Source organism: Pseudomonas baltica (genome assembly GCF_014235765.1).
Lineage (GTDB): Bacteria > Pseudomonadota > Gammaproteobacteria > Pseudomonadales > Pseudomonadaceae > Aquipseudomonas > Aquipseudomonas baltica.
On record NZ_JACMYH010000006.1, the window covers coordinates 194,313 to 218,489 of the forward strand.

Genomic DNA, 24,177 nt, shown 5'->3' on the forward strand with positions numbered 1-24,177 from the left:
TCGCCGAAGCGGGACGGCGGGTTGGAAGGCGTGCCGCAATGTCCTGTAGCAGCGGCGCGAGCCGCGTCCGGGTTCAATGCGCATCCGCCCAACCGAACAACGCACTGGCATTCTGGGTGCTCGCAGCGGCGAGGGTCGTGGCATCGGTGCCCATGATGCGCGCCAGTGCCTCGGCGATGTCCGGCAGATGCTCCGGGCTGTTGCGTACACCCGGATACATCGCAGGCGCCATGTCCGGCGAATCGGTTTCCAGAACGATGGCCTCCAGCGGCAAACGCGGCAGTACCTTGTGCATGCGCAGCGCCTGCGGCCAGGTCGGCGCGCCACCCAGGCCCAGCTTGAAGCCCAGCTTCAAATACTCCCGTGCCTCTTCCCAGCTTCCGGCGAATGCATGAATGACCCCTGCGCGGGGCAGCTTGAAGCGCTTCAAGGTCGCGATCACTGCCGCATGGCTGTGCCGCACGTGCAGCAACACCGGTAGCTCGAACGCCACGGCCAGGTCCAACTGCGCTTCGAACAACGCCTGCTGCCGATCGCGATCCAGGTCCTTGAGGTAGTAATCCAGGCCGAACTCGCCGATTGCACACAGCTTCGGGTGTCCGTGCAAACGCTCAAGCCATTCGCGCAAGGCAGTCACATGCTCGGGCCGGTGCTCTTCGAGAAACACGGGGTGCAGGCCCAAGGCCGCATACACCCGCTTATCCGCCACCGCCAGGTCCCACACCCGCTGCCAGTTGGCTTGATGCACACCCAGCACCACCACCCGCTCCACACCACGCGCTGCGGCGGTGTCCAGCACGCGTGCGCGATCGGCATCGAAGTCGGGAAAATCCAGGTGAGTATGGGTGTCGATCAAGCGCACCATCAGGCCTCGTGAATCCTCTGTTTGAAGGTTCGGGCCAAGGCATTCACGCCGGGCTCGTAGTGCTTTTGTTCCACAGCGGCCAGTGCCAGTTCCAGCGCCTTGCTGGCGATCATGTTGTGCTGTTGGGCCATGGCGTTGACCGGCAGCGGCAGGAAGTCCAGCAACTGGGTGTCGCCGAACGTGCCCAGGTGCATTGCCTGGGAATCCAGCGGCCGCTCCTGCAGCACATCGAACACGCCCTGCAGCAGCACGTAGGAGGTGGTCACCAGCGCGTCGGGAAGGTGGCCGAGCTTGTCGAGCAAGGCCTGCATGGAATGCTGGCCACCTTCGCGACTGAAGTACTCGCTGTGCTCGACCAGCACCGTGCCATCGAAATCGGCAAGCGCAGTATTGAAGCCCTCGGTTCGCGCCTGGCTGATGCTCAGTTCCGGCCGTGCGCCGATCAAGGCGATATGTCGAGGCTTGGGCAGCAGCAGGCTCTGGGTCAATTGCAGGCTGGCGTTGCGGTCATCGCTGATCACCGAGCAGAACTGCGCCGGGTCCATCATCCGGTCGATGGCGATCACGGGTGTGCCCTTGGCCTGCAATTCACGGTAGCTGTCGTCGCTGGCCGGCAGGCAACTGGCAACGAACAGCGCGTCGCAACGTCGGGCACGAAACAGCTGCAGCAGTTGCAGCTCGCTGGCCGCATCGTCGTCGGAGCTGGCGATCAGCAGCTGGTAACCATGGGCGCGGGCACCTTGTTCGAGCAGCTTGGCGATGCGCGCGTAGCTGGGGTTTTCCAGGTCCGGCAGGATGAAGCCCAGCGTACGCGTGTGCCGACTGCGCAGCCCGGCTGCCTGGGGGTTGGGGGTGAAGCCCTGTTCCTGGACGATGGCCTCGACGCGCGCCACCGTCGCCTTGCTGATGCGCTGTTGAGCGGCCTTGCCATTGATGACGTAACTGGCAGTGGTGACCGAGACGCCAGCCAGGCGAGCAATATCGCTGAGTTTCAACCGTTGATTCCTTAGTGTCGTCGCGCCCATGCCGAGGCATTGAAGCGCGCTCATTCATCGTTTGTCGGACGGCGCCAGGCTAAGTTCAGGCAACGTAACCGACAGGTTGGACTTCAATCATCGAAGATTATCGAGTAACGTGCGCTGCATTCTAGATTAAACGTTTCAGCCTGCGTGTTTCCTGCCGTAAAACATCTCTTGTCGAGGTCTCAACCTTACCCTCGGCAACGCAGGCCGGACCTATCGGAAGTACAGAGCGCGCACCTCGATGCTCTATGCTCACACTTCACAACAATACCTCAGCGCGCTGCCGCCGCTGTAAAGGAGAGAGGCAATGCTGGAGCTCACTATAGAGCAGATATCCATGGGCCAGAGCGCCGTGGATAAACCCGCCGCCCTGCAATTGCTCGCCGACAAGCTGGTTGCCGATGGCCTGGTGGCCGAAGGTTACCTGGCCGGCCTGCAAGCGCGTGAAGCTCAAGGCTCGACCTTTCTGGGCCAAGGCATCGCCATTCCCCACGGCACGCCCGATACCCGTGACCTGGTGTTCACCACCGGCGTGCGCCTGCTGCAATTTCCCGAAGGCGTGGATTGGGGTGACGGCCAGAAGGTCTACCTGGCCATCGGCATCGCCGCCAAGTCCGACGAACACCTGCGCCTGCTGCAACTGCTGACCCGCGCGCTGGGTGAAACCGACCTGGGTGAAGCGCTGCGCCAGGCCACCGATGCACCCGCGTTGCTGAAGCTGCTGCAAGGGGCGCCGCAGGAATTGGCGCTGGATGCGCAGATGATCGGCTTGAGCGTGATGGCCGAAGACTTCGAGGAACTGGTCTGGCGTGGTGCGCGTCTGCTGCGTCAGGCCGACTGCGTCAGCAATGGTTTTGCCGCGCTGCTTCAGCAGGTCGAAGCCCTGCCGCTGGGCGATGGCTTGTGGTGGCTGCACAGCGAGCAGACCGTGAAGCGTCCGGGCCTGGCCTTCGTGACCCCCGACAAACCCCTGCGCTACCTGGGCCAGCCGCTGACCGGGCTGTTCTGCCTGGCCAGCCTGGGCGAAGCTCACCAGGCCTTGCTCGAACGCCTGTGCGCGTTGCTCATCGAAGGCCGCGGTAACGAATTGGGTGCTGCCACCAGCACCCGCGCCGTGCTCGAAGCGCTGGGCGGCGAGCTGCCTGCCGATTGGCCCAGCGCACGCATCGTGCTGGCCAACGCACATGGCCTGCACGCGCGGCCGGCGAAGATTCTGGCGCAGCTGGCCAAGAGCTTCGAAGGCGAGATTCGCTTGCGGGTGGTCGAATCCGGCGGTCTCGCGGTGTCTGCCAAGAGCCTGAGCAAGTTGCTCAGCCTGGGTGCGCAGCGCGGTCAGACCCTGGAACTGGTCGCCGAGCCGACCATTGCCGGCGACGCCTTGCCGACGTTGCTGACGGCCATCGAGGAGGGCCTGGGCGAGGAAGTGGAACCGCTGCCAAGCGTCACCGAGGCTGCGCCTGCGCAGCCCGCTGTGACCAAGGCGGTCAAGCTCAAGCCACAGGCGCCAGGCGCGGGCGCGCAGGTCCAGGGTGTCGCCGCGGCCCCTGGGATCGCCATGGGCCCGGCGCACATCCAAGTGCTGCACGATTTCGACTTTCCCCAGCGTGGCGAGTCCGTGGCGCTGGAGCGTGAACGCTTGCAGGCCGCCATCGGCCAGGTCCGGCAGGACATCGACGGGTTGATCCAGCGCGCCCAGGCACAAGCCATCCGCGAGATTTTCGTCACTCACCAGGAAATGCTCGACGACCCGGCCCTGACCGATGAAGTCGCTGCCCGCCTGCAGCAGGGCGAAAGCGCTGCCGCGGCCTGGAACACGGTGATCGAAGCGGCCGCGGTGCAGCAGGAGTCGCTGCAGGATGCCCTGCTGGCGGAGCGCGCAGCCGATCTGCGCGACATCGGCCGTCGCGTGCTGGCGCAGCTGTGCGGCGTGCCTACCCTGGAAGAACCCAAGCAGGCCTATATTCTGGTGATGGACGAGGTCGGCCCATCCGACGTCGCCCGTCTGGACCCGGCGCGCGTGGCCGGGATTCTGACCGCCCGCGGTGGCGCCACTGCGCACAGCGCCATCGTGGCGCGTGCCCTCGGCATTCCTGCCGTGGTGGGCGCAGGCGAGGCGGTGTTGCAGATTGCCGCCGGCACCGCATTGTTGATCGACGGCCAGCGCGGCCTGCTGACCGTGGCCCCGGCGCCCGAGGTGCTGGAACAGGCGCTGGCCGACCGTGACCGTCGCGAGCAGCGCCTGCAGGCGGCAGCCGAGCGACGCATGGAAAGCGCCGTGACCCTGGACGGGCACGCGGTGGAAGTGTTCGCCAACATCGGCGAAAGCGCCGGTGTCGCCAAGGCCGTGGAGCAGGGCGCCGAAGGCGTTGGCTTGCTGCGCACCGAGCTGATTTTCATGGCCCATTCGCAAGCCCCGGACGAGGCGGTGCAGGAAGCCGAGTACCGCCGCGTGCTCGATGGCCTGCAAGGTCGGCCGTTGGTGGTGCGCACGCTCGATGTGGGCGGCGACAAGCCCTTGCCGTACTGGCCGATCGACAAGGAAGAGAACCCGTTTCTGGGGGTGCGCGGCATTCGCCTGACCCTGCAGCGTCCCGACGTGATGGAAGGCCAGCTGCGCGCACTGCTGCGCGCTGCCGACAACCGTCCGTTGCGGATCATGTTTCCCATGGTCGGCAGCCTCGAAGAGTGGCGCCAGGCCAAGGACATGACCGAGCGCGTGCGTCGCGAGATTCCGGTCAAGGACCTGCAGCTGGGCATCATGATCGAGGTGCCGTCGGCGGCATTGCTGGCCCCGGTGTTGGCCCGCGAGGTCGACTTCTTCAGCATTGGCACCAACGACCTGACCCAGTACACGCTGGCCATCGACCGTGGTCACCCGACCCTCTCGGCCCAGGCCGATGGCCTGCACCCCGCGGTGCTGCAACTGATCGACATCACCGTGCGCGCGGCACACGACTACGGCAAGTGGGTCGGCGTGTGCGGCGAACTGGCGGCTGATCCACTGGCGGTGCCGTTGCTGGTCGGCCTGGGCGTGGATGAATTGAGTGTCTCGGCGCGCAGCATCGCCGAGGTCAAGGCGGGGGTGCGCGAGCTGACGCTCAGCCACGCGCAACAATTGGCCCGGCATGCGCTCGGGCTGGGCACCGCTGCGCAGGTACGTGCCCTGGTGGAGAAATCTTGATGGCACGCATCCTGACCCTGACGCTCAATCCGGCGTTGGACCTGACCGTGGAAATCGACGGGCTGGAACTGGGCGAAGTCAATCGCAGCAATGCCTTGCACCGGCACGCCGCCGGCAAGGGCCTCAACGTTGCCCAGGTGTTGGCCGACCTCGGCCATCAGGTGACCGTGAGCGGCTTTCTGGGCGAGGCCAACCCGCAACCGTTCGAGGCCTTGTTCGCTCAACGCGGTTTCACCGATGCGTTCATTCGCGTACCGGGCGAAACGCGCAGCAACATCAAGCTGGCCGAACGCAATGGCCGGGTCACCGACCTCAATGGTCCGGGCCCGGTGGTCGACGACCAGGCTCAGGCCGCTCTGCTGGCACGCCTGCACGACATTGCACCGGGTCACGACGCCGTCGTGGTGGCCGGCAGCCTGCCGCGTGGGGTGAGCCCTGAATGGTTTCAGGCACTGCTCGAACAGCTCGCGCACATGGGCTTGAAGGTGGCACTCGATACCAGCGGGGCTGCCTTGCGTGCGGGCTTGAAGACGCGTCCGTGGCTGATCAAGCCCAACACCCACGAGCTGACCGAGGTGGTCGGCAGTTCCGTGGAAACGCCGGTCGAGCAAGCGGCAGCGGCGCAGCGCCTGTTGGCCGACGGCGTCGCCAATGTGGTGATCTCGCAGGGTGAACGCGGCGTCAATTGGTTCGCGGCCGACCTCGCCTTGCAGGCCTTGCCGCCCACCGTCGAAGTCGCCAGCACCGTAGGTGCCGGAGACTCGCTGCTGGCCGGGCTGGTGCACGGTCTGCTCAGCGAGCAGGCGCCGGAACACAGCCTGCGCACGGCCACGGCGATCGCCGCCATGGCGGTGACGCAGATCGGCTTCGGAATCAGTGATGCCGCGCACCTGGCGCGGCTTGAAAGCGGCGTCAGCGTACGTCCGCTGACAGAACAATAAGAGGGTTGAAGATGAAACTAGCTATTGTCACCGCGTGCCCCAGCGGGCGGGTGTCCAGCGTCTTGAGCGCACGTCTGCTCGACGCTGCGGCCCGTCGCCAGGGCTGGACCACCTTCGTTGAAGTGTTCGACCCGCAACACCCGGAACTGCGCCTGAGCGCAGCCGATATCGAGAACGCGGATTGGGTGCTGGTGGTCAACACCGGCGCCATGGACCTGAGCCGTTTCGTCGGCAAGCGTCTGTTCCAGAGCAGCCCGGCCCATGCCCTGCAGGATGTTGACGGCTTCCTGCGCCAGGCCGCCGATCAGGCCAAGCCCTATGCCGCCGCTCCGGCAGCTGCCGCGGCAGCGTCGCGTGCGCCACGGCTGGTGGCGGTCACCGCATGCCCGACCGGGGTGGCGCACACGTTCATGGCCGCCGAGGCTTTGCAGCAAGGCGCCAAGCAGTTGGGTTATGAGCTGCAGGTCGAAACCCAGGGTTCGGTGGGCGCGCGCAATCCGTTGAGCGTGCAGGCCATCGACGAAGCCGACGTGGTGCTGCTGGCCGCCGACATCGAAGTGGCTACCGAGCGTTTTGCCGGCAAGAAGATCTATCGCTGCGGTACCGGTATCGCCTTGAAACAGGCCCAGGCCACGCTGAACAAGGCCTTGGCCGAAGGTGAAGTGGAGTCCACCGGCAGCGCTGCCGGTGCGCCCAAGAAGCAGGAAAAGACCGGCGTCTACAAGCACCTGTTGACCGGTGTGTCGTTCATGCTGCCGATGGTGGTGGCGGGCGGTTTGCTGATCGCGCTGTCGTTCGTGTTCGGTATCGAGGCGTTCAAGGAGCCGGGCACCTTGCCAGCGGCGTTGATGCAGATCGGTGGCGAGGCGGCATTCAAGCTGATGGTGCCGTTGCTGGCGGGCTACATCGCTTACTCCATCGCTGACCGTCCGGGACTTGCGCCGGGCATGATCGGTGGTTTGCTGGCGAGCACCCTGGGTGCGGGCTTCATTGGCGGTATCGCGGCCGGTTTCATTGCCGGTTACGCCGCCAAGGCGATCAACCGCTATGCGCGCCTGCCGGCGAGCCTGGAAGCGCTCAAGCCGATCCTGATCATTCCGCTGCTGGCCAGCCTGTTCACCGGCCTGGTGATGATCTACGTAGTGGGCAAACCGGTGGCCGGCATGCTCGCTGGGCTGACCACCTTCCTCGACAGCATGGGTACTACCAATGCGTTGCTGCTGGGCGTGCTGCTGGGGGCGATGATGTGCGTCGACCTGGGCGGGCCGATCAACAAGGCGGCGTACGCGTTTTCGGTGGGGCTGCTGGCCTCGCAGAGCTACGCGCCGATGGCCGCGACCATGGCGGCCGGCATGGTGCCGCCGATTGGCTTGGGCCTGGCCACCTTCCTGGCTCGACGCAAGTTTGCCCAGACCGAGCGTGAGGCTGGCAAAGCGGCATTGGTGCTGGGGCTGTGCTTCATTTCCGAAGGCGCCATACCGTTCGCTGCCAAGGATCCGCTGCGGGTGATCCCGGCGAGCCTGGTCGGTGGCGCGTTGACCGGCGCATTGTCGATGTACTTCGGCTGCAAGCTGATGGCGCCGCACGGTGGGCTGTTCGTGTTGTTGATTCCCAACGCGATCAACCATGCCTTGCTGTATCTGCTGGCTATCGTTGCCGGTGCCTTGCTGACCGCGGTGGTGTACGCAGTGATCAAGAAGCCGGAAGTCCAGGAAATTGCCGTAGAACCGGTCAAGGCCTGATCCCGTAGCAGCGGCGCAAGCCGCGTCCGGTTTCATCGCGGTAAGGCTGATACACCGCATGTACCGCCGACGCGGCTTGCGCCGCTGCTACAGAGGGGGCGATCAGCCTGGATGGGGTGGCACACCGCACGCCGCGTGCGGTTTCATCGCGGTGAGGCTGACACACCGTAACCCCTGTAGCAGCGGCGCGAGCCGCGTCGGCGGTACACGCGATGGTTCAATAGACGTCGCGTCGGTAGCGGCCGGTTTCGATCAGGTCGTCCAGGCGTTCCCGGCCCAGCAATTGGGCCAGCACTTCATCCACCCCGCTGGCCATGCCCTGCAGGCTGCCGCAGACATAGATCACCGCGCCATCCTCCACCCACTGCAGCAACACCTCACCGGCCTCGCGCAACCGATCCTGCACGTACACCTTGTGCGCCTGATCACGCGAGAACGCCAGATCCAGCCGCGCCAGATCACCACTGGCCAGCCACCCCAGCAACTCATCTGCGCACAGGAAATCATGGGTTCGGTTACGTTCGCCGAACAGTAACCAATTGCGCCGCTGGCCTTGTTCGATGCGGCCCTTGAGCAAGCTGCGCAAGCCAGCCAGACCGGTGCCGTTGCCCAGCAGAATCACCGGCACCGGCTCCTGCGGCAGATGAAAGCCGGCGTTGCGCCGCAAGCGCAGGCTGACCGCGCCGTGCGCCTGGGCGTGTTCGGTCAGCCATCCCGACCCCAGCCCCAGGCTGCCGTCGGCGTGGCGCTCCTGGCGCACGATCAATTCCAGCCGGCCGTCGCTGGGCAGCGAAGCAATGGAATACTCACGTGCAGCGATGGGTATCAGCGCATCCACCAGCGCCTGGGCATGCAAACCTACCAGGTGCCCGCGACTGGCCGGCAGTTGCCGACTGGCCAGCGCCTGACCAAGCGGCTCCTGCAAGCCATCGACCTCAACCAGCGCAGACGCCTGCAGCCCCAGCCCGGACAAACACTGGTCGATGGCCGCGCAGCTGTTGCGTGGCAGCAGGTCGACCAGATCGCCAGCCTGCCAGTGGGCCTCGCCATCATTGTGCAAGGCAATGCGATAGACCGCTGCGCCTTCACTCCCCGGATTCAGCAGATGGCGTTCGAGCAAGGTCCACGGGCTGAACACCGGTGCCTGCCACACGGTTTGGGCGACGCCTCCGGTCAGCCCGCTCAATTGCTGCTGCCAGTGCTGCAAGGCTGCCGGGTCGGCGTTGTCGACCTCGATCGAGTCAAACAGCGGCTGTGCGCCACGCTCATCGAGCCATTGGTCCAGACGATGAGCGAAGCCGCAGAACTGCTGGTATTGCCGGTCACCCAGCGCCAGCACTGCGTAGCGCAAGCCGGGCAGGGCACAGGCACTGCCCAGCACCTTGCGCTCGAAGCCGCGCGCGGTGTCGGGTGCCTCGCCGTCGCCGAACGTGCTGACCACGAACAACGCCTTGTCGGCCTGCCGCAGCTGCGCTTCATCCACCTCGCCCAAGGCGCGGACACGCACGTTCTGACCGGCCGACTGCAGTTGCCCGGCGGTTTGCCACGCCAGTTGCTCGGCGAAACCGCTCTGGCTGGCGAACCCGATCAACCAACCGGCCGATGTCTCGTCCTGCTGGTGCAAGGCGCCGCGGGCCAGGCGTACCTGGCGCTTCTTGCGACGCCGATCCAGGTACAGCAGCCAGCCCGTGATGAGGAACAACGGCATCGTCAGGCTCGCCAGCATCATCAGGATACGACCGACCAGGCCGAAATAACTGCCCACATGCAGGGCGTAGATGCTGGTCAGCAGTTGCGCTTTCAGCGACTTGTCTTCATAGCGCTGGATGTCCTTGACCTGACCGGTGGCCGGGTCGAGGCTGAGCAGGCCGAAGGCCCGGTCATGGGGCGAATCCGTACGCAGGTAGAACACCGTGGCCGGCAGGCCGACATTGCCCGGAACACGCATATTGACCACGCTCAGTCGTGGACCGACCGCGCCCTGGATGCTGGCCCACAGCGCGTCGTAATCCACCGTGGGCGCCACATCGGCAGAAGACGCGGCGCGCCGCTCCATGCGCTGGGCGGCAGGGTTGTCGGAGAGCATTCTGTTCACCGCGTTGCCGAACCACTGGTAAGACCAGGTCAGGCCGGTCAAGGCCGCCAGTAGATAGAACAGCAGGCACCAGGTGCCGAACACCGCATGCAGGTCCCAATTGAAGGCGCGACCCTTCTTGGCCCAGTCCAGGGTCAGCCAGGTGCGCCAGTGCAGCGCCTTGCGCGGCCAGCGCAGATACAGGCCGGAAAGACAGAAGAACACCAGCATCAAGGTACAGGCGGCGGTGATCTGCCGGCCCGTCGCGCCCATGGCCAGAAAACGATGCAGGTCCAGCATCAAGTCGAAGAAGCCTTCGCCCACCACCTCGCCCTGAAACTCCCCGGTGTACGGATCGAAATAGGCCGAAGGCCCTCGACGTTGCCCTGGCGGCGGGGTGAACGACACCCGTGCGGCGCTGCCGTCGACCAGGTCCACACGCAATGCGGCAACCTTGCTGCCCTGCCGCTGCTCGAGGATTTCCACCAGCTGCGCGGCAGGAAGGATGCCGCCATCGCGAATCTGCACGTTCAGGGTCTGCGGATTGAGCGCGCGCAGGATTTCATCCTCGAACGAGTAGCTGGCCCCGGTGATGCCCATCAGGGCCAGCACCAGGCCGCCGGTGATGCCGAAAAACCAGTGCAACTGGAAGAGGACGTTCTTGAACACGAATCACCTTGAGCGGGCCGATCGAAAGGAGGGCAGGCGGCATTATGCAGCACTGGCTGAGAATCAGTCTCAGGCGCACCGATTCTGATCATTGCCGTTGCGACGTGAAACGCCCCGCGTCGTCGAAACGGGCGGGGCGCAGCAACCGACGCGCAGTGGCTAGAAGTGGAAGTTGGTGCTCAACAGCGCCGTGCGTCCCGCCGCCTGGTTGGCGAAGTGGGTGCTGAAAGCTTTGTCGTAGTAGGTCTTGTCGGCCAGGTTCTGCACGTTCAGCTGCACGTCGAAATGCTTGCTGATCTTGTAGCTGGCCATGGCATCCAGGCGCACGTAGCTGTCGACCATGGTGGTGTTGGCGACATTGCCGAACACGTCGTCGACATAGAAGGCGCCGCCGCCGATGGTCAGTTTGGGCGTCAGGTTATAGGTGGTCCACAGGCTGGCGCTGTTGTTCGGCGTGTTGGGCATCTGGTTGCCGTCGTTGGCCGCGCCCAGCGGGCCGTTGTCGACCACGCGCGCCTGCAGGTAGCTGTAGCCGGCGAACACCTGCCATTGCTCGGTAAGCTTGCCGGACGCCGACAGCTCCAGGCCATCGACTCGGGTCTTGCCGGCATTCTCGTAGGCAAAGGTGCTGGTCTGCACGCGGGTGTTTTCTTTCTCGGTGCGGAACAGTGCGGCGGTCAGCGACAGACGCTGGTCGAGCAGGTCCCACTTGGTGCCGACTTCGTAGTTGGTGGTTTCTTCGGGCTCCAGGTCACTGCTCAGCAGGTTGCCTGCGCGATCCGGTGCTCCGCCCAGCGGGTTGCCTTCCATGCCTTCGCCCACCAGCGAACCGGGTGGGGTGGCCGAGGTGGCGTAGGAAACATACACGCTGCCGTTCTCGGCAGGCTTCCACACCAGCCCCAGTTGGCCGGTAACGAACTCGCTGGTGTCCTTGCCCTTGGCCGTGGTGGCACCGGCGGCGGTGAAGGTGCGGTAGTCGGTTTCGAAGTGGTCGTAGCGCAGGCCGGCGTTCACCTGCCACTGCGGGCTCAGCTCCAACGTGTCGAACACGTAGATCGCCCGCGTCTTGCTGGATGTGTCGGTGCCGGCGTAGTTGCGCGCAATGGCGCCGCTCCACGGGTCGTCCGGATTGGGGTTGGCCAGCGACGTGCAGTTGTAGCCGCTGGAAACGATGCTGCCCGGTGTGCAGTTGGTGCTGGCGCCGGCGGTGCGCGGCGTGGTGTCGGTGTTGACGGTGTAGGAACTGCGGTCACTGTCTTCGCGGCTGAATTCGATGCCGGTGGAGAAGCTGTTCTTCAACCCGCCGACGTAGAAGTCACCGAACAGATCGGTCTGGTTGGTGGTGGTCGCGGTGTTGCCGACGCGGCTGTTGGCGCGGCGCCAGACACTGCCGTTGTTGACGTTGCGCTGGCTGTCGTCGGGTTGGGTGAGGATGTAGTCCTGCATGGTGTTGCCATGGCGCAGGGTGTTCTTCACGGTCAACGCGTCGGTCAGGTCGTGCTCGATGGCGAAGGTGGCGATGTCGCTGCGGGTCTTGCGGAAGTCACGGTCGCTCAGGCCATAGAAGTTGCTGCGGCTGCCACCGTCCTCAGGCTTGTCCGGATTGGCCGAGGTGCGGCCCGCGTTGCCCGCCGCCGGAATGCTGTAGGGAATGCCCGAGTCGGGCAGGTCGTCGCTTTCCAGGTGGTAATAGTCGAGGAAGACCCGCGTCTCGGTGCCCAGGCCGAAGGCCAGCGACGGCGCAATGCCCCAACGGTCGTAGTCGACCTGGTCGCGGCCGGCCACGTTGCTTTGGTGGCTCATCAGGTTGAGTCGCCCGGCGGCGCTGTCGGTGAATTGGTAGTTGCCATCCAGGGTATAGCGCTGGGTCTGGTCCGAGCCCCAGGTGAAACCGCCATCCAGTGAGTCGCCCAGGTGCGCTTTCTTGCTCACCAGGTTGATGGTGCCGCCCGCAGCGCCTCGGCCGCCGATGGCCGAGTTGGGGCCCTTGCTGACTTCTATGGATTCCACGGCGAAGATTTCCCGGCTTTGCGCGCCGGCATCGCGTACGCCGTCCAGGTAAGTATCGCCCTGTGCATCGAAACCGCGGATGAAGGGTCGGTCGCCCTGCGGGTTACCGCCTTCGCCGGCACCGAAGGTGATGCCCGGTACCGTGCGCAACGCGTCCTGCAGGTTGAGTGCGCCGGTGTCCTTGATCACCTGTTGCGGCACCACCGTCACCGAGCGCGGGGTATCGACCAGCGGCGCGGTGTATTTGGCGGACGAGGCGCGCTCGACCTGGTAGGACGTCGGCTCCTGCGCGTCGCCGGTGATGCTGGTGGCACCGAGCGATACCGAGGCGCCCTTGGCCTCGCTGGCCGGCGCGGCCTGTGCCGTTGGCGCGGCGCAGGTAGCGCCCAGGGCCATGCCGATGGCAGAGGCCAGCAGCCGTGGCGATGAGACTGGAATGAAGTGGTGTTGGCGCGTCATGGTGGAAACCTTCCCCAAGGTTATGAGGCCGCGGAGCATAATGTAACTGCATATATGTATCAATTGCGAAATATTGCTATTCGAGATCGTTTTACATTCTTTACAATTTCGTCGGCTGTTTGTCTGCATTCCTGGACATGCACGCTTGTGTTTCGGCAATGGGAATCAATACCATTGCTGCCCCTTGGCTTGCGGTGACTTTCCATGCTCCTACACATTCCCGGATTGTTCGCGCGCGACGAAGTGCTGCGCATTCGCCAGGCCCTGGAACAGGCCGATTGGGCGGATGGGCGGATGACGGCAGGCCATCAGTCGGCCAAGGCCAAGCACAACCTGCAATTGCCCGAAGGCCACCCGCTGGCGATGGAGATCGGCGCGGCGCTGCTCGAACGTCTGTGGGCCAACCCGTTGTTCATGTCGGCGGCATTGCCGAACAAGGTGTTTCCACCGCTGATCAACTGCTACACCGCAGGCGGAAGTTTCGATTTTCACATCGACAATGCCGTACGCCAGGCCAAAGGCAGCCTCGAACGGGTACGCACCGACCTGTCCTCGACGTTGTTTTTCAGCGATCCGCAGGACTACGACGGCGGCGAACTGGTGATCCAGGACACCTTCGGCACCCGCGAAGTCAAGCTGCCGGCCGGCGACCTGCTGCTGTACCCGGCCACCAGCCTGCACAAGGTGCGTGCGGTCAGCCGCGGCGCGCGTTTCGCGTCGTTCTTCTGGACGCAGAGCCTGGTTCGCGAAGACAGTCAGCGGGCGCTGCTGTTCGAGATGGACGGGGCGATCCAGCAGTTGAGCCGCGACGTCCCCGAGCACCCCTCGCTGATTCAACTCACCGGCACCTACCACAACCTGCTGCGGCGCTGGGTGGATGTATGAGCGGCGACTTCAGCCTGCGCCGTCGGGAGGTGCTGGACAACGAGCAACTGAAGGCGATGCTCGCCGCCGAACCGCGCAAGGCCGCCCAGGCGCTGGTGATCGCTGCGGGGCAGGGCGTGGTCGATGCACAGGCATTGCTCGGGCAGATCCTGCTCGATGGCCGCGGTATCGAACGCGATGCGGCGCTTGCACTGAAATGGTTTGCCATCGCGGCCAGCCGGGGCCATGCCATGGCGCATAACATGCTCGGTCGCTGCCACGAACACGGATGGGGCTGCGAGGCCAGTGCCGAACGTGCTGCCGGCCATTACCTGCACGCTGCACGGGCCGGGCTCGATTGGGGCCTGTACAACCTGGCCAATCTGTTGGGTACCGGGCGCGGCGTGGCACTCGACCACCCGCGAGCGTTCGCCTGCTATCTGCAGGCGGCCACCATGGGCCACGCCAAATCCATGAATCTGGTAGGGCGTTACCTGGAACAGGGGCTGGTGGCGGGCGCCGATCTACCCAGGCCACAGGTCTGGTACATGCGTTCAGCGCAGGCGGGAGACTTCCGCGGGCAATTCAGCCATGCCGCGATGCTGGCAGAGGAGGGCGACGTCGATACCGCACTGATCTGGCTGCAGCGGGCTCTCGAAGGGGGGAACGCAAACTTTCTGCGCAGCAGCTTGAAGGTGCTGGAGCAGGCCAGACAGCCGGCCATCAGGGCGATGGCCGGCCTCTACGCGCAGCGCTTGCAGGCGCTGGAGCAGTAGAGTCACGGGCAGCCTCAAAGCTGCCCGCAAGTCTCAGGTGCATTCAGACGTAGAACGATTTCAAAGGCGGGAAGCCGTTGAATTCCACCGCGCTGTAGCTGGTGGTGTAGGCACCGGTGGACAGCCAGTACAGGCGGTCGCCGATGGCCAGGTTCAACGGCAGGCCATATTTGTAGTGCTCGTACATGATGTCGGCGCTGTCGCAGGTCGGCCCGGCGATCACCACTTCTTCCATCTCGCCTTTCTTCTCGGTCCAGATCGGGAACTTGATGGACTCGTCCATGGTTTCGATCAGCCCGCTGAACTTGCCCACGTCGGTGTACACCCAGCGCTCTACTGCGGTACGCGACTTGCGCGCCACCAGCACCACTTCACTGACCAGAATGCCGGCGTTGGCGATCAGCGAACGGCCCGGCTCGAGGATGATTTCCGGCAGCTCGTCACCGAAGTCTTCCTTGAGGAAACGGATGATTTCCTCGGCATAGGTTTCCAGGCTGTTGGTGCGGGTGATGTAGTTGGCCGGGAAGCCACCGCCCATGTTGATCAGCTTGAGAACGATGCCGTCTTCTTCCTTGAGGCGTTCGAAGATCACCTTGACCTTGGCGATCGCCGCGTCCCAGACGCTGATGTCACGCTGCTGCGAGCCGACGTGGAAGGAGATGCCGTACGGCACCAGGCCCAGGTCGCGAGCCAGGATCAACAGGTCCATGGCCATGTCGGTCTGGCAGCCGAACTTGCGCGACAGCGGCCAGTCGGCCGTGGTCGAGCCTTCGGTAAGGATCCGTACGTAGACCTTCGAGCCCGGCGCGGCCTTGGCGATGTTGCGCAGGTCGGCTTCGGAGTCGGTGGCGTACAGGCGCACGCCCTTGTCGTAGAAGTAGCGGATGTCCTTGGACTTCTTGATGGTGTTGCCGTAGCTGATGCGCTCCGGCCCCACGCCCTGGTTCATGACCTTGTCCAGCTCGTAGATCGAGGCAATGTCGAAGCTCGAGCCTTTGTCGCGCAGCAGGTCGATGATTTCCACGGCCGGGTTGGCCTTGACCGCGTAATACACCTTGGCAAATTCGAAACCGGCGCGCAGGTCATCGTAGGCCTTGCTGATCATGGCGGTATCGATAACTACGAATGGGGTTTCTTGCTTGTCGGCGAACGCCTTCATTTTGTTGAAGGTATCGGGTGCGAAGTAGTCTTCGACGTTGATCGACATGCTAGGGACTCCTGGTGGCAAACGTCGTGAATATAAATGGGCTCAAATGACCGTCCTCCGTATCCCCACTTTGGTTCGCCTACTTCCCAAGGCATGTCGGGCGAAAGCAAAAAGGCCACGGAAAGCTGCTTTCCGGTGGCCTGTTGTCTCGTCGTCAGTACTTGAGCCGGATGGATCGTTTCCAGCATGGACGGTCGGCGCGAACTTTAGGGCGTGGAAGGCTTGAGAGCAACTAAAAATGTCGCGTTTTCGTACGTTGCTCGATTGCTGGCACTGCAACCGCTGCACACTGCTGCAGCGGTTCCCTTTTAACCGACCCACATGACCGCATGATGTTCCCGAGGGGCTGGCCCGTCAGTCACTCCTTCACGTTCATGAATTCCTTGGCCCAGCTCACGTAGCTCTCCGGATGGGTGTAGGTGTGGGTCAGTTCGGTGGCGCTCAGGTCGGTGCTCTTGCTGAACTGCTGGCGCTGTTCGCGCAGCGAGTCGTAGGTTGCCTTGATCGCTGCAAAATAGGCACCGTGGCCGTCCACCACCACGCGCACACCCAGCGCCGCCAGGCGTGCGTCGTCGTGCAGCGCAGGGTTGCCGTAGGTCACCAGCATCAGCGGCACACTGAGGTTTTCGGCAATCTGTTCCAGGTGCTCGAAGTCCTTCACGCCGACCATGCAGATGCCATCGGCACCAGCGGCCTGGTAGGCCTGGGTGCGGCTGATCACTTCCTGGGTCGAAAGCACCCCGGCGTGGGTCCGGGCGACGATGGTCAGCTCGGGATCGACCCGCGCTTCGAGCGCTGCGCGAATCTTGCCGACCCCTTCGGCCACCGAGATGAGGTCGGTTGAGCGGCGACCGAACTGCGCCGGCAGCAAGGTATCCTCGATGGTCAGGGCACCGATGCCGGCGCGTTCCAGTTCGACCACGGTACGCATCACGTTCAGTGCGTTGCCATAGCCGTGGTCGGCGTCGGCAATCACCGGCAACTGCGCCACACGACCGATGCGTGTGGCCTGCTCGGCGAACTCGGACAGGGTGATCAGGGCGAAGTCGGGGGCCGCCAGCACCTGCAGCGACGCCACCGAACCGCCGAGAATACCGACCTCGAAGCCCAGGTCGGCGGCAATGCGGGCAGACATCGGATCGAACACCGAAGCGGTGTGATAACACTGTTTTGAAGCAAGCAGCTCACGGAACTGGCGACGCAGGGCCGTGTGGGAAACTTTGGGCATGATCGCTCCTGATTCTGGCGAAACCCCAATGCCTCATGCGGAGGGTTTCTGGAACTTTATCGATTCTTCATGGGTTTTTAGTGACTGGCGCCAGTTTATCACCGCACGGGTGAAGTTGTATTCGTTGGCGCCATTGCGCCGTGCCTGATTCGCCTGCGTCGGCAACTGGCGACGGCGCACGCAAAATGGCAGAGTGTCCGGCCATGCCTGCCTGCCAACGGAATCCCCATGGCCACTCCAACGACAATCGCCAACCCCGCGCCAGGCGCTGCACAGACCAGTCCGCTGGTGATGCGCATCCTGGGTGCCTGCGCCCTCGCGCACCTGGTCAACGACCTGATCCAGGCGGTGCTGCCGTCGATCTATCCCATGCTCAAGGCCAGCTACGGGCTGACCTTCACCCAGGTGGGCCTGATCACCCTGACCTTCCAGGTCACCGCATCATTGCTGCAACCCTGGATCGGCTTCTATACCGATCGCCATCCCAAGCCGCTGCTGTTGCCCGCCGGCATGGTCTGCACATTGATCGGCATCATGCTGCTGTCCATGGTCGGCAGCTTCCCGATGATCCTGCTGGCGTCGGCGCTGATCGGCATCGGCTCCTCGACCTTCCACCCGGAAACTTCGCGGGTGGCGCGACTGGCCTCCGGTGGACGCTTCGGCCTGGCGCAATCCACCTTCCAGGTGGGGGGCAATACCGGGTCGGCGTTCGGTCCACTGCTGGCGGCGGCCATCGTCATTCCGTTCGGGCAGGGGCATGTGGCCTGGTTCGGCCTGATCGCGGTGTTCGCCGTGGCGCTGCTGTACGGCATCAGCCGCTGGTACCGTGGCCATCTCAACCAGTTCAAGGCGCGCGCCGGCCAGAGCGCCAGCCACGGCCTGTCCAAGGGGCGAGTCAAGGCCGCGCTGGTGGTGCTGGCATTGCTGGTGTTCTCCAAGTATTTCTACATGGCCAGCTTCACCAGCTACTTCACCTTCTACCTGATCGAGAAGTTCGACCTGTCGGTGGCCAGTTCGCAGTTGCACCTGTTCCTGTTCCTCGGCGCGGTGGCGGCCGGGACCTTCTTCGGCGGGCCCATCGGCGACAAGATCGGCCGCAAGGCGGTGATCTGGTTCTCCATTCTGGGCTCGGCGCCGTTCACCCTGATGCTGCCCTACGTCGACCTGTTCTGGACGAGTGTGCTGAGCGTGGTCATCGGCTTCATTTTGGCGTCGGCATTCTCCGCCATCGTGGTGTATGCGCAGGAACTGGTGCCAGGCAACGTGGGCATGATCGCCGGGGTGTTTTTCGGCCTGATGTTCGGTTTCGGTGGCATTGGCGCAGCGCTGCTCGGCCATCTGGCGGACATTCACGGCATCGAGTACGTGTACTGGCTGTGCTCGTTCCTGCCCTTGTTCGGCATCCTGACGATCCTGCTGCCGAGCACCAAGAAGGCGGTGTGAGGCAGCGCTAGCGGGCGCGGTGCTCGGCTGGCTGCGGGCGACCGAACAGGTAGCCCTGGAAATGCGAGCAGCCTTCGGCCTTGAGCCGCATGAACTGCTCGTCGCTTTCCACGCCCTCGGCCGTGACCTGCATCTGCAGGCTGCGGCCCATGCCGGTGATCGCGCGGATGATGGCGATGGCCTCGTTGCTGTCGCCCATGTCGTGCACGAACGACTTGTCGATCTTGATCTTGTCGAAGGCAAATGCGCGCAGGTAGCTGAGGGACGAATAACCGGTGCCGAAATCGTCCAGGGCGATGCGCACACCCAGGGCTTTCAGGCGCTGCAGGATACTGATGTTGGCCTGGTTGTTGTCCAGCAGCACCGATTCGGTGATCTCCAGCTCCAGCCGTGCGGCGTCCAGGCCCGACTCGCTCAACGCTGCCTGCACCAGCTCCACCAGGCCATTGTTGCGAAACTGCACCGGCGACAGGTTGACCGCCACGGTCAGCTCACCGGGCCAGCGTTGAGCTTCGTGGCAGGCTTCGCGCAAAGCCAGCGCACCCAGCTCGTGGATCAGCCCGGTTTCTTCGGCGATGGCGATGAAATCCAGCGGCATGATCACGCCATGTTGCGGATGCTGCCAACGCATCAGTGCCTCATAGCCAATGATCCGCGTGTCGCGCTTGTCGATGATGGGTTGGTAATACAGATGCAGCTGTCTGTCGACGATGGCCTGACGCAGATCGCTTTCCACGGTGCGGCGCTTCTGCGCCAAGGCATCCATGCGTGGATGAAAGTATTCGTAGCGATGGCGGCCATTGCGCTTGGCCTCGTACAGGGCCATGTCGGCGCAGCGCAGCAATTCTTCGGGCGTGTTCTGATCCCTGGGCGCCAGCGCAATGCCCACGCTCAAGCCCACGCAGAGGCTGTGCCCCTCGATCAGGAAAGCCGGCTCGATGGTGTCGATCAGGCGTTGCGCGGTGAGCTGCGCGTCTTCGCCGTTCTTGAGTTCGGGCAGGATCACCGCGAACTCGTCGCCGCCCAAGCGCGCCAACGTGTCCTTGACCCGCAGCACGTCGCGCAGGCGCGTGGCGATGGCGCGCAGCAGACGGTCGCCGAACTCATGGCCCAGGGCATCGTTGACGTTCTTGAAGTTGTCCAGGTCCAGGCACAGGGTCGCCGTCACGCGGTCGCGGCTGGCGTCTTCACGCAAGGCCTCTTCGAGACGTTGGCGGAACAGCGCCCGATTGGGCAGCCCGGTCAGGCTGTCGTGGTGAGCCATGTGGCGAATGCGCGCCTGGGCAGCGTTTTCGTCGGTGATGTCTTCCACGATCAGCAGCACGTAACTGCTGCCCAGTTCCTTGCCGCGTATGGTCACCGTCTTGCTGCGCAAGGTCCGCAGACCCAGCAGGGTGTGCTGCTGGCTCTGGGCATGGTGCAAGCCCTCGGTACGCACGCACTGGTCGGTCAACCGGCGCAGATAACCGCTCAACGCCGGCGCCAGGCACTCTTCCAGCTGCCGACCGATCATCTGCTCACGGGCATTGCCGAACAGCCGCTCAGCCTGCAGATTCACCAGCAGGATCTGCCGCGATACGGCGTCCTGCACGATGACGCTGGACGGAATATTGGCGATGACCGAATCGAGAAACATCGACAACGAGGCCATTTCGGCGCTGTGACTTTCCGCCAGGCGCTTGGCTTCCTGCAGGCTCAAGTCCCGTGCACGCTTCTCGCTGATGTCGCGCGTGACCTTGGCGAAGCCGAGCAACTGGCCCCTGTCGTCATGAATGGGCTCGATCACTACATGGGTCCAGAACAGCGTGCCGTCCTTGCGCACCCGCTGGCCTTCGCATTCGAAACGCCCCGCCTCCAGCGCCGTCGCCAGGCTCTGCGCCGGCAAGCCACAGGCGCGGTCCGCGGGGGTGTAGAAGCACGAAAAATGCTGCCCGACGATCTCCTCCGCACGATACCCCTTGGCCCGCTGCGCCCCGGCATTCCAATTCGAAACGATCCCCTGCGGCGAGAGCATGTAGATCGCATAATCCACCACGCCCTGTACGAGCAGCCTGTACATCACATCGGAATTTTCGTTCATGGGGTGGCGTCTGCTAGGGGAAACTACGGCGCGGTCGAGGGCAGCGGGTGGTCACCAGGGCGCGGTAACCCGTGCACGTGTCTGGTCCACAGGTTGTCGGCTGGCCATGCGCTATCTTTAACGGCCCGGCAAGCACCCAGCTGAGCAGGCGTCACCCGGTGGTTTGAAATGTATATCCTTCAGGTGTATACATGCCCTGTGTGATTGGCTGTAGATCTCAGATTTGAAGCGAGGTGTCTTCATGGAGCAGGGTTCTGTTTTTTTAAGCAACAAAAGTCAAGCGGTTCGTCTGCCTAAAGCACTGGCTCTGCCTGAAGGCGTCAAGCGTGTAGACGTGGTTGCCATAGGTCGGACACGTATCCTCACGCCTGCTGGGGAGTCATGGGACAGTTGGTTCGAAGGTGAGGGCGTCACCGCAGACTTCATGCTCGACCGAGAGCAACCAGCCATCCAGGAGCGCGACGGGTTCTGATGCTGAAATTCATGCTCGACACCAACATCTGCATCTTCACCATCAAGAACCGGCCCGAACAAGTCCGTGCTGCCTTCAAGCGCAGCCACGGCCAGATGTGCATCAGCAGCGTAACTCTGATGGAACTGATCTACGGCGCCGAGAAATCCCAGCACGTTCAGCGCAATCTTGAAGTGGTGGAGAGTTTCGCCGCGCGGTTGGAGGTGCTCGATTACGACAACGGCGCCGCTGCTCACACTGGGCAGTTGCGTGCCGAGCTGGCTCGATTGGGTACGCCAATCGGCTCCTACGACCAAATGATCGCAGGACACGCTCGCTCCAGAGGGCTGATCCTGGTCAGCAACAACACAAAAGAGTTCATGCGCGTGCCTGGGCTTCGGATCGAGGACTGGGCAACGGCTGGAGCCTGAACGAAAAAAGCCCCGTATCTATCGCCAGTACCAAGTGGCTGCGTTCGCGTGGTCGCCCAAGCTGATCGAGACTTAGTATCGAATTCAGCATTGGTATTATTGATGGAATTTACCATAGAAAGAATTAAACGCTACGACACGCCATTGGCGTCGAAAACCATGAGAATCTTGGGTCCCATGACGTACCAGGCGTTCATCATCGCATGGCGACATATTTTCTGCTCTGCGGAAACCAAATCCTTAGTCAATGCACATGATGCGTCGAAGAGTATGTAGCGCTTTGTCATGCGGGTCCCGAGCTAATCATGATAGCAATTCTATGCGCACCTACTTTCTCGTATAAAATTGAGATCAAATGGCGGCAAGAATTGCAGACTCGAAATCGACAGCTTGTGAGCAAATCGCTTTGACCGCTGGCCAGTTATTCGTCACGTTGTTTGCATGCTGACGGTACTCACGAACTTTCTTGTGGATACGGAGATTTAAAGGCAGCCGCGTGAGATTTGACTCCACGCTGATATTACATTCTGCTCCGATCAACAATGCATGCCCAACAGGAAGTGATGCGGCCGCAAGCCAGGTTCCTGATGCTTGCGCAGGAAGGCAGAGTACGGTTTTGTACCCCCTACTAGCTGGGTGCAACCAGGAATCCAATGTGGCCGTCAGTGGAATAACGCTGTCGAAGATGGGGGGGCAGGGTTGTGCACAAGGTAAAGCTTCCCATCCTTTTCGCAGAGCCATGTCCTCAACTACAGGGCCTGCATTTGCGTATGCCTCGCTCGAAACATCCACATCAAGGTGGATGATCAGCAGGTCAAATTGGCCCAGAGTTGGATCGCCATCTAAGCATCCGGGATGCCTCTGGCTAGAGGCATCACACCACTTCAAAACACCACTCCAGCCTGTACCCATCTTAGGGTTAGTTGCTTCTGGCTGGAGCTTGGTCAGAATAAAGGGTCGTTCAATGATAGCCTTGAGTGCAGCCTCAATAATGACGAGGTCGGTCTCGCCTTCAACAACCAAGGCAATGTGCAGATTAGACATTTGGCACTGCCCCGAGATGTCCCATCATCCACAGTCTGGACAGAGGATACTGCTCATTCATTTTCGCTAATTTTTCCGAAAATTCAATACGGCGCACTACCGTAAGTCCGTTGCTGTTGCGTTCAACCGCAAACAAACGGATTTCCGTGTCAGACAGGTCTAGTCCATCAAGCACTGCTGGGTTGTGTGCCGTAAACAGTAACTGACGATCCGGGTCGTTATGTATGAGCCAGTTACTAAGGCGTGCTGTTAACTTGGACAGCAAGCGCGGATTCAGCGCCTGATCTAGATTGTCGATAGCCAGAATTTTCGGTGCCTGGGGCAATAAACATAACGCTGCACAAAACAAAACATACAGCGCGCCCTCACTGGCGTCGTAGGCGGTCAACTCATTTCGAGACTTGTTCATAAAACGGTCGGTGAACTTCAGCATGAGCTTGGTTCTCGGTACCTGGCTTGAAATCAGGGCCGCACCATGACTCGTGGCCTGGACGTCAGCTACCCAGTCGATCAGCTCCAGTACCTGATCCAATATTTCTTCGCCGTCATCGCCTTGGCTCTCAAGATGCTTGCGCAAGGCTTCGAAGCTCTCAGCCAGTTGACCGCCACTCAGTCCCACAGGTCGCCGTGCCTGCACGTCAGGAACGTTTCCGCGCAGAGATGGCGTATTTGGGCAGTAGATCGCATATTCTTGTAAGCTCTGCATTATTGCTGCTGCGGGATTGTCTGGGACTAACTCTACTAGTCGGAGTGCGGCTAAGCCCGATTGTGGATTTAGATTTTTTTTATTGCGCACCCCATCTGATACAATCTCGTCAATACCATCCGATAGGACTTCCGTTTTGTAAGTCCAAGCAGGATCGGGCGAGCCGAGTGGGTTGAGCAAAGAAACACGGTAGGCCTCATTACTATCGCCGACTACACCAACTCCAATATGCGCAGGGGTCCGCTCAGACGCGAACGAGCTTTTGTAGAGTCGTGGCAGGCCGGCGCGAACCCCACGGCGGAGTAAGCTTTCATCGTCCACAACTCCATTCGCCGCAGCGCCAAGCACGCCTAACGCTTCCAGAATATTGCTCTTCCCAACACCATTAGCGCCGATAAAACAGTTCACACGGCCCAGCTCAATGCTTTGCTCGTGGACTGATTTGAAACCGTAAACGCTTAGCTTACGAAGCATTCGAGTAGTCCCGTTTTTGCGAGATGGATTCCCATCAGGTCATCATCCGTCACATTACCGGAAATTAGTCGAGTCACCCAGTGCGCGTGTGTTTTCGACGGTCAGGCTGGCTTCGGAGCAAACACCCGCCGGGTCATTGTGCGGGCTGCACGGTGCTCTGTTCACTAGGGGCAGGAAAGTGTGTCGCCTAGGCTATTACAGATAGCCTGCTGGGCTTTGGCATCGGTAAGCAATTTCAGGTCTCCGTGTGCTGAGTGCACACTGTACTCAGCACTCTAGAGCTTAGCAAACTACAGCTTAGCAAATTCGTGTACTCAAAAACCTACTCACCTTTCAGACGGAAATAGCAGAAAAAAGGCAATATCCAGAAATGATAAAACCGCGCACAGGCGCGGTTTTACTACGGTCTGATCAGTTCTTTAGTGTTGAAAAAAATCCTTAAACTAAGTATGCCGATCAGCTCAGGATCAGCAAACCGCACATCCAGCCGTCGCTCAACCGCGGTAGCAA

The 24,177-nt window shown here is 62.4% G+C and carries 17 protein-coding genes; 8 read left to right on the forward strand and 9 right to left on the reverse strand.

Translation table 11 applies throughout. The features are described 5' to 3' along the window. Positions 1-73: 73 nt before the first annotated feature. Together H7993_RS18250 and cra are read right to left on the reverse strand one after the other, a co-directional pair. Complete coding sequence (locus H7993_RS18250; RefSeq protein WP_185795245.1) at positions 74-862, reverse strand: TatD family hydrolase; 789 nt, start codon at positions 860-862, stop codon at positions 74-76. A 2-nt stretch (positions 863-864) separates the two neighbouring features. Beyond that, entirely contained in the window at positions 865-1,860 is a 996-nt protein-coding gene (cra, locus tag H7993_RS18255) for a catabolite repressor/activator (protein WP_122475257.1), read from the reverse strand. Positions 1,861-2,194: 334 nt separating this feature from the next. Between cra and ptsP the strand changes: the two genes are divergently transcribed. The 3 genes from ptsP to H7993_RS18270 are packed head-to-tail and all read left to right on the forward strand — an operon-like array spanning position 2,195 to position 7,751. After that, a complete protein-coding gene (gene ptsP / locus H7993_RS18260; RefSeq protein ID WP_185795231.1) occupies positions 2,195-5,068 on the forward strand; it encodes a phosphoenolpyruvate--protein phosphotransferase in 2,874 nt (957 codons plus the stop codon). Beyond that, the gene (pfkB, locus tag H7993_RS18265; RefSeq protein WP_185795232.1) at positions 5,068-6,009 is read left to right on the forward strand and encodes a 1-phosphofructokinase; all 942 of its coding nucleotides are present in this window, start codon (positions 5,068-5,070) and stop codon (positions 6,007-6,009) included. The genes ptsP and pfkB overlap by 1 nt, the downstream gene beginning before the upstream one ends. Before the next feature lie 11 nt (positions 6,010-6,020). Further along, entirely contained in the window at positions 6,021-7,751 is a 1,731-nt protein-coding gene (locus H7993_RS18270) for a PTS fructose-like transporter subunit IIB (RefSeq protein WP_122715150.1), read from the forward strand. Positions 7,752-7,968: 217 nt separating this feature from the next. Here the strand turns inward: H7993_RS18270 and H7993_RS18275 are convergent, their stop codons facing one another. Both H7993_RS18275 and H7993_RS18280 read right to left on the reverse strand, forming a co-directional pair. Then, positions 7,969-10,494, reverse strand: a complete 2,526-nt coding sequence (locus tag H7993_RS18275; RefSeq protein ID WP_185795233.1) for a PepSY domain-containing protein — start codon at positions 10,492-10,494, stop codon at positions 7,969-7,971. 159 nt (positions 10,495-10,653) lie between these two features. Further along, positions 10,654-12,963 carry a TonB-dependent receptor gene (locus H7993_RS18280; RefSeq protein ID WP_185795234.1) on the reverse strand — a complete coding sequence of 770 codons (2,310 nt, stop codon included), beginning with the start codon at positions 12,961-12,963 and terminating at the stop codon, positions 10,654-10,656. Positions 12,964-13,167: 204 nt separating this feature from the next. Between H7993_RS18280 and H7993_RS18285 the strand changes: the two genes are divergently transcribed. Beyond that, positions 13,168-13,848: a Fe2+-dependent dioxygenase gene (locus H7993_RS18285; RefSeq protein ID WP_185795235.1), complete on the forward strand. Its 681-nt coding sequence runs from the start codon at positions 13,168-13,170 to the stop codon at positions 13,846-13,848. Beyond that, complete coding sequence (locus tag H7993_RS18290; RefSeq protein WP_185795236.1) at positions 13,845-14,603, forward strand: tetratricopeptide repeat protein; 759 nt, start codon at positions 13,845-13,847, stop codon at positions 14,601-14,603. Before H7993_RS18285 ends, H7993_RS18290 begins: the two co-directional genes overlap by 4 nt. Before the next feature lie 43 nt (positions 14,604-14,646). Here the strand turns inward: H7993_RS18290 and H7993_RS18295 are convergent, their stop codons facing one another. After that, on the reverse strand, positions 14,647-15,810 hold the full coding sequence (locus H7993_RS18295) for a type III PLP-dependent enzyme (protein WP_122715155.1): 1,164 nt from the start codon (positions 15,808-15,810) through the stop codon (positions 14,647-14,649). Between the two features lie 358 nt (positions 15,811-16,168). Beyond that, on the reverse strand, positions 16,169-17,038 hold the full coding sequence (locus H7993_RS18300; RefSeq protein WP_122475242.1) for an isocitrate lyase/PEP mutase family protein: 870 nt from the start codon (positions 17,036-17,038) through the stop codon (positions 16,169-16,171). A gap of 228 nt (positions 17,039-17,266) precedes the next feature. Here H7993_RS18300 and H7993_RS18305 point away from each other — a divergent pair, with 228 nt between their 5' ends. Then, positions 17,267-18,481, forward strand: a complete 1,215-nt coding sequence (locus H7993_RS18305) for an MFS transporter (RefSeq protein ID WP_122475240.1) — start codon at positions 17,267-17,269, stop codon at positions 18,479-18,481. A 7-nt stretch (positions 18,482-18,488) separates the two neighbouring features. Here H7993_RS18305 and H7993_RS18310 read toward each other — a convergent pair whose 3' ends face one another. Continuing rightward, entirely contained in the window at positions 18,489-20,561 is a 2,073-nt protein-coding gene (locus tag H7993_RS18310; protein ID WP_185795237.1) for a putative bifunctional diguanylate cyclase/phosphodiesterase, read from the reverse strand. A 241-nt stretch (positions 20,562-20,802) separates the two neighbouring features. On the opposite strand from H7993_RS18310, the gene vapB reads away from it, so the two are divergent. Then, on the forward strand, positions 20,803-21,033 hold the full coding sequence (gene vapB, locus H7993_RS18315) for a type II toxin-antitoxin system VapB family antitoxin (protein WP_185795238.1): 231 nt from the start codon (positions 20,803-20,805) through the stop codon (positions 21,031-21,033). After that, the gene (vapC, locus tag H7993_RS18320; RefSeq protein WP_185795239.1) at positions 21,033-21,443 is read left to right on the forward strand and encodes a type II toxin-antitoxin system tRNA(fMet)-specific endonuclease VapC; all 411 of its coding nucleotides are present in this window, start codon (positions 21,033-21,035) and stop codon (positions 21,441-21,443) included. Before vapB ends, vapC begins: the two co-directional genes overlap by 1 nt. A gap of 351 nt (positions 21,444-21,794) precedes the next feature. Here the strand turns inward: vapC and H7993_RS18325 are convergent, their stop codons facing one another. Then, on the reverse strand, positions 21,795-22,487 hold the full coding sequence (locus H7993_RS18325) for a hypothetical protein (protein WP_185795240.1): 693 nt from the start codon (positions 22,485-22,487) through the stop codon (positions 21,795-21,797). Then, positions 22,480-23,667 (reverse strand): AAA family ATPase, encoded by a 1,188-nt coding sequence (locus H7993_RS18330; RefSeq protein ID WP_185795241.1) that lies wholly within the window; start codon positions 23,665-23,667, stop codon positions 22,480-22,482. The genes H7993_RS18325 and H7993_RS18330 overlap by 8 nt, the downstream gene beginning before the upstream one ends. Positions 23,668-24,177: the final 510 nt, after the last annotated feature.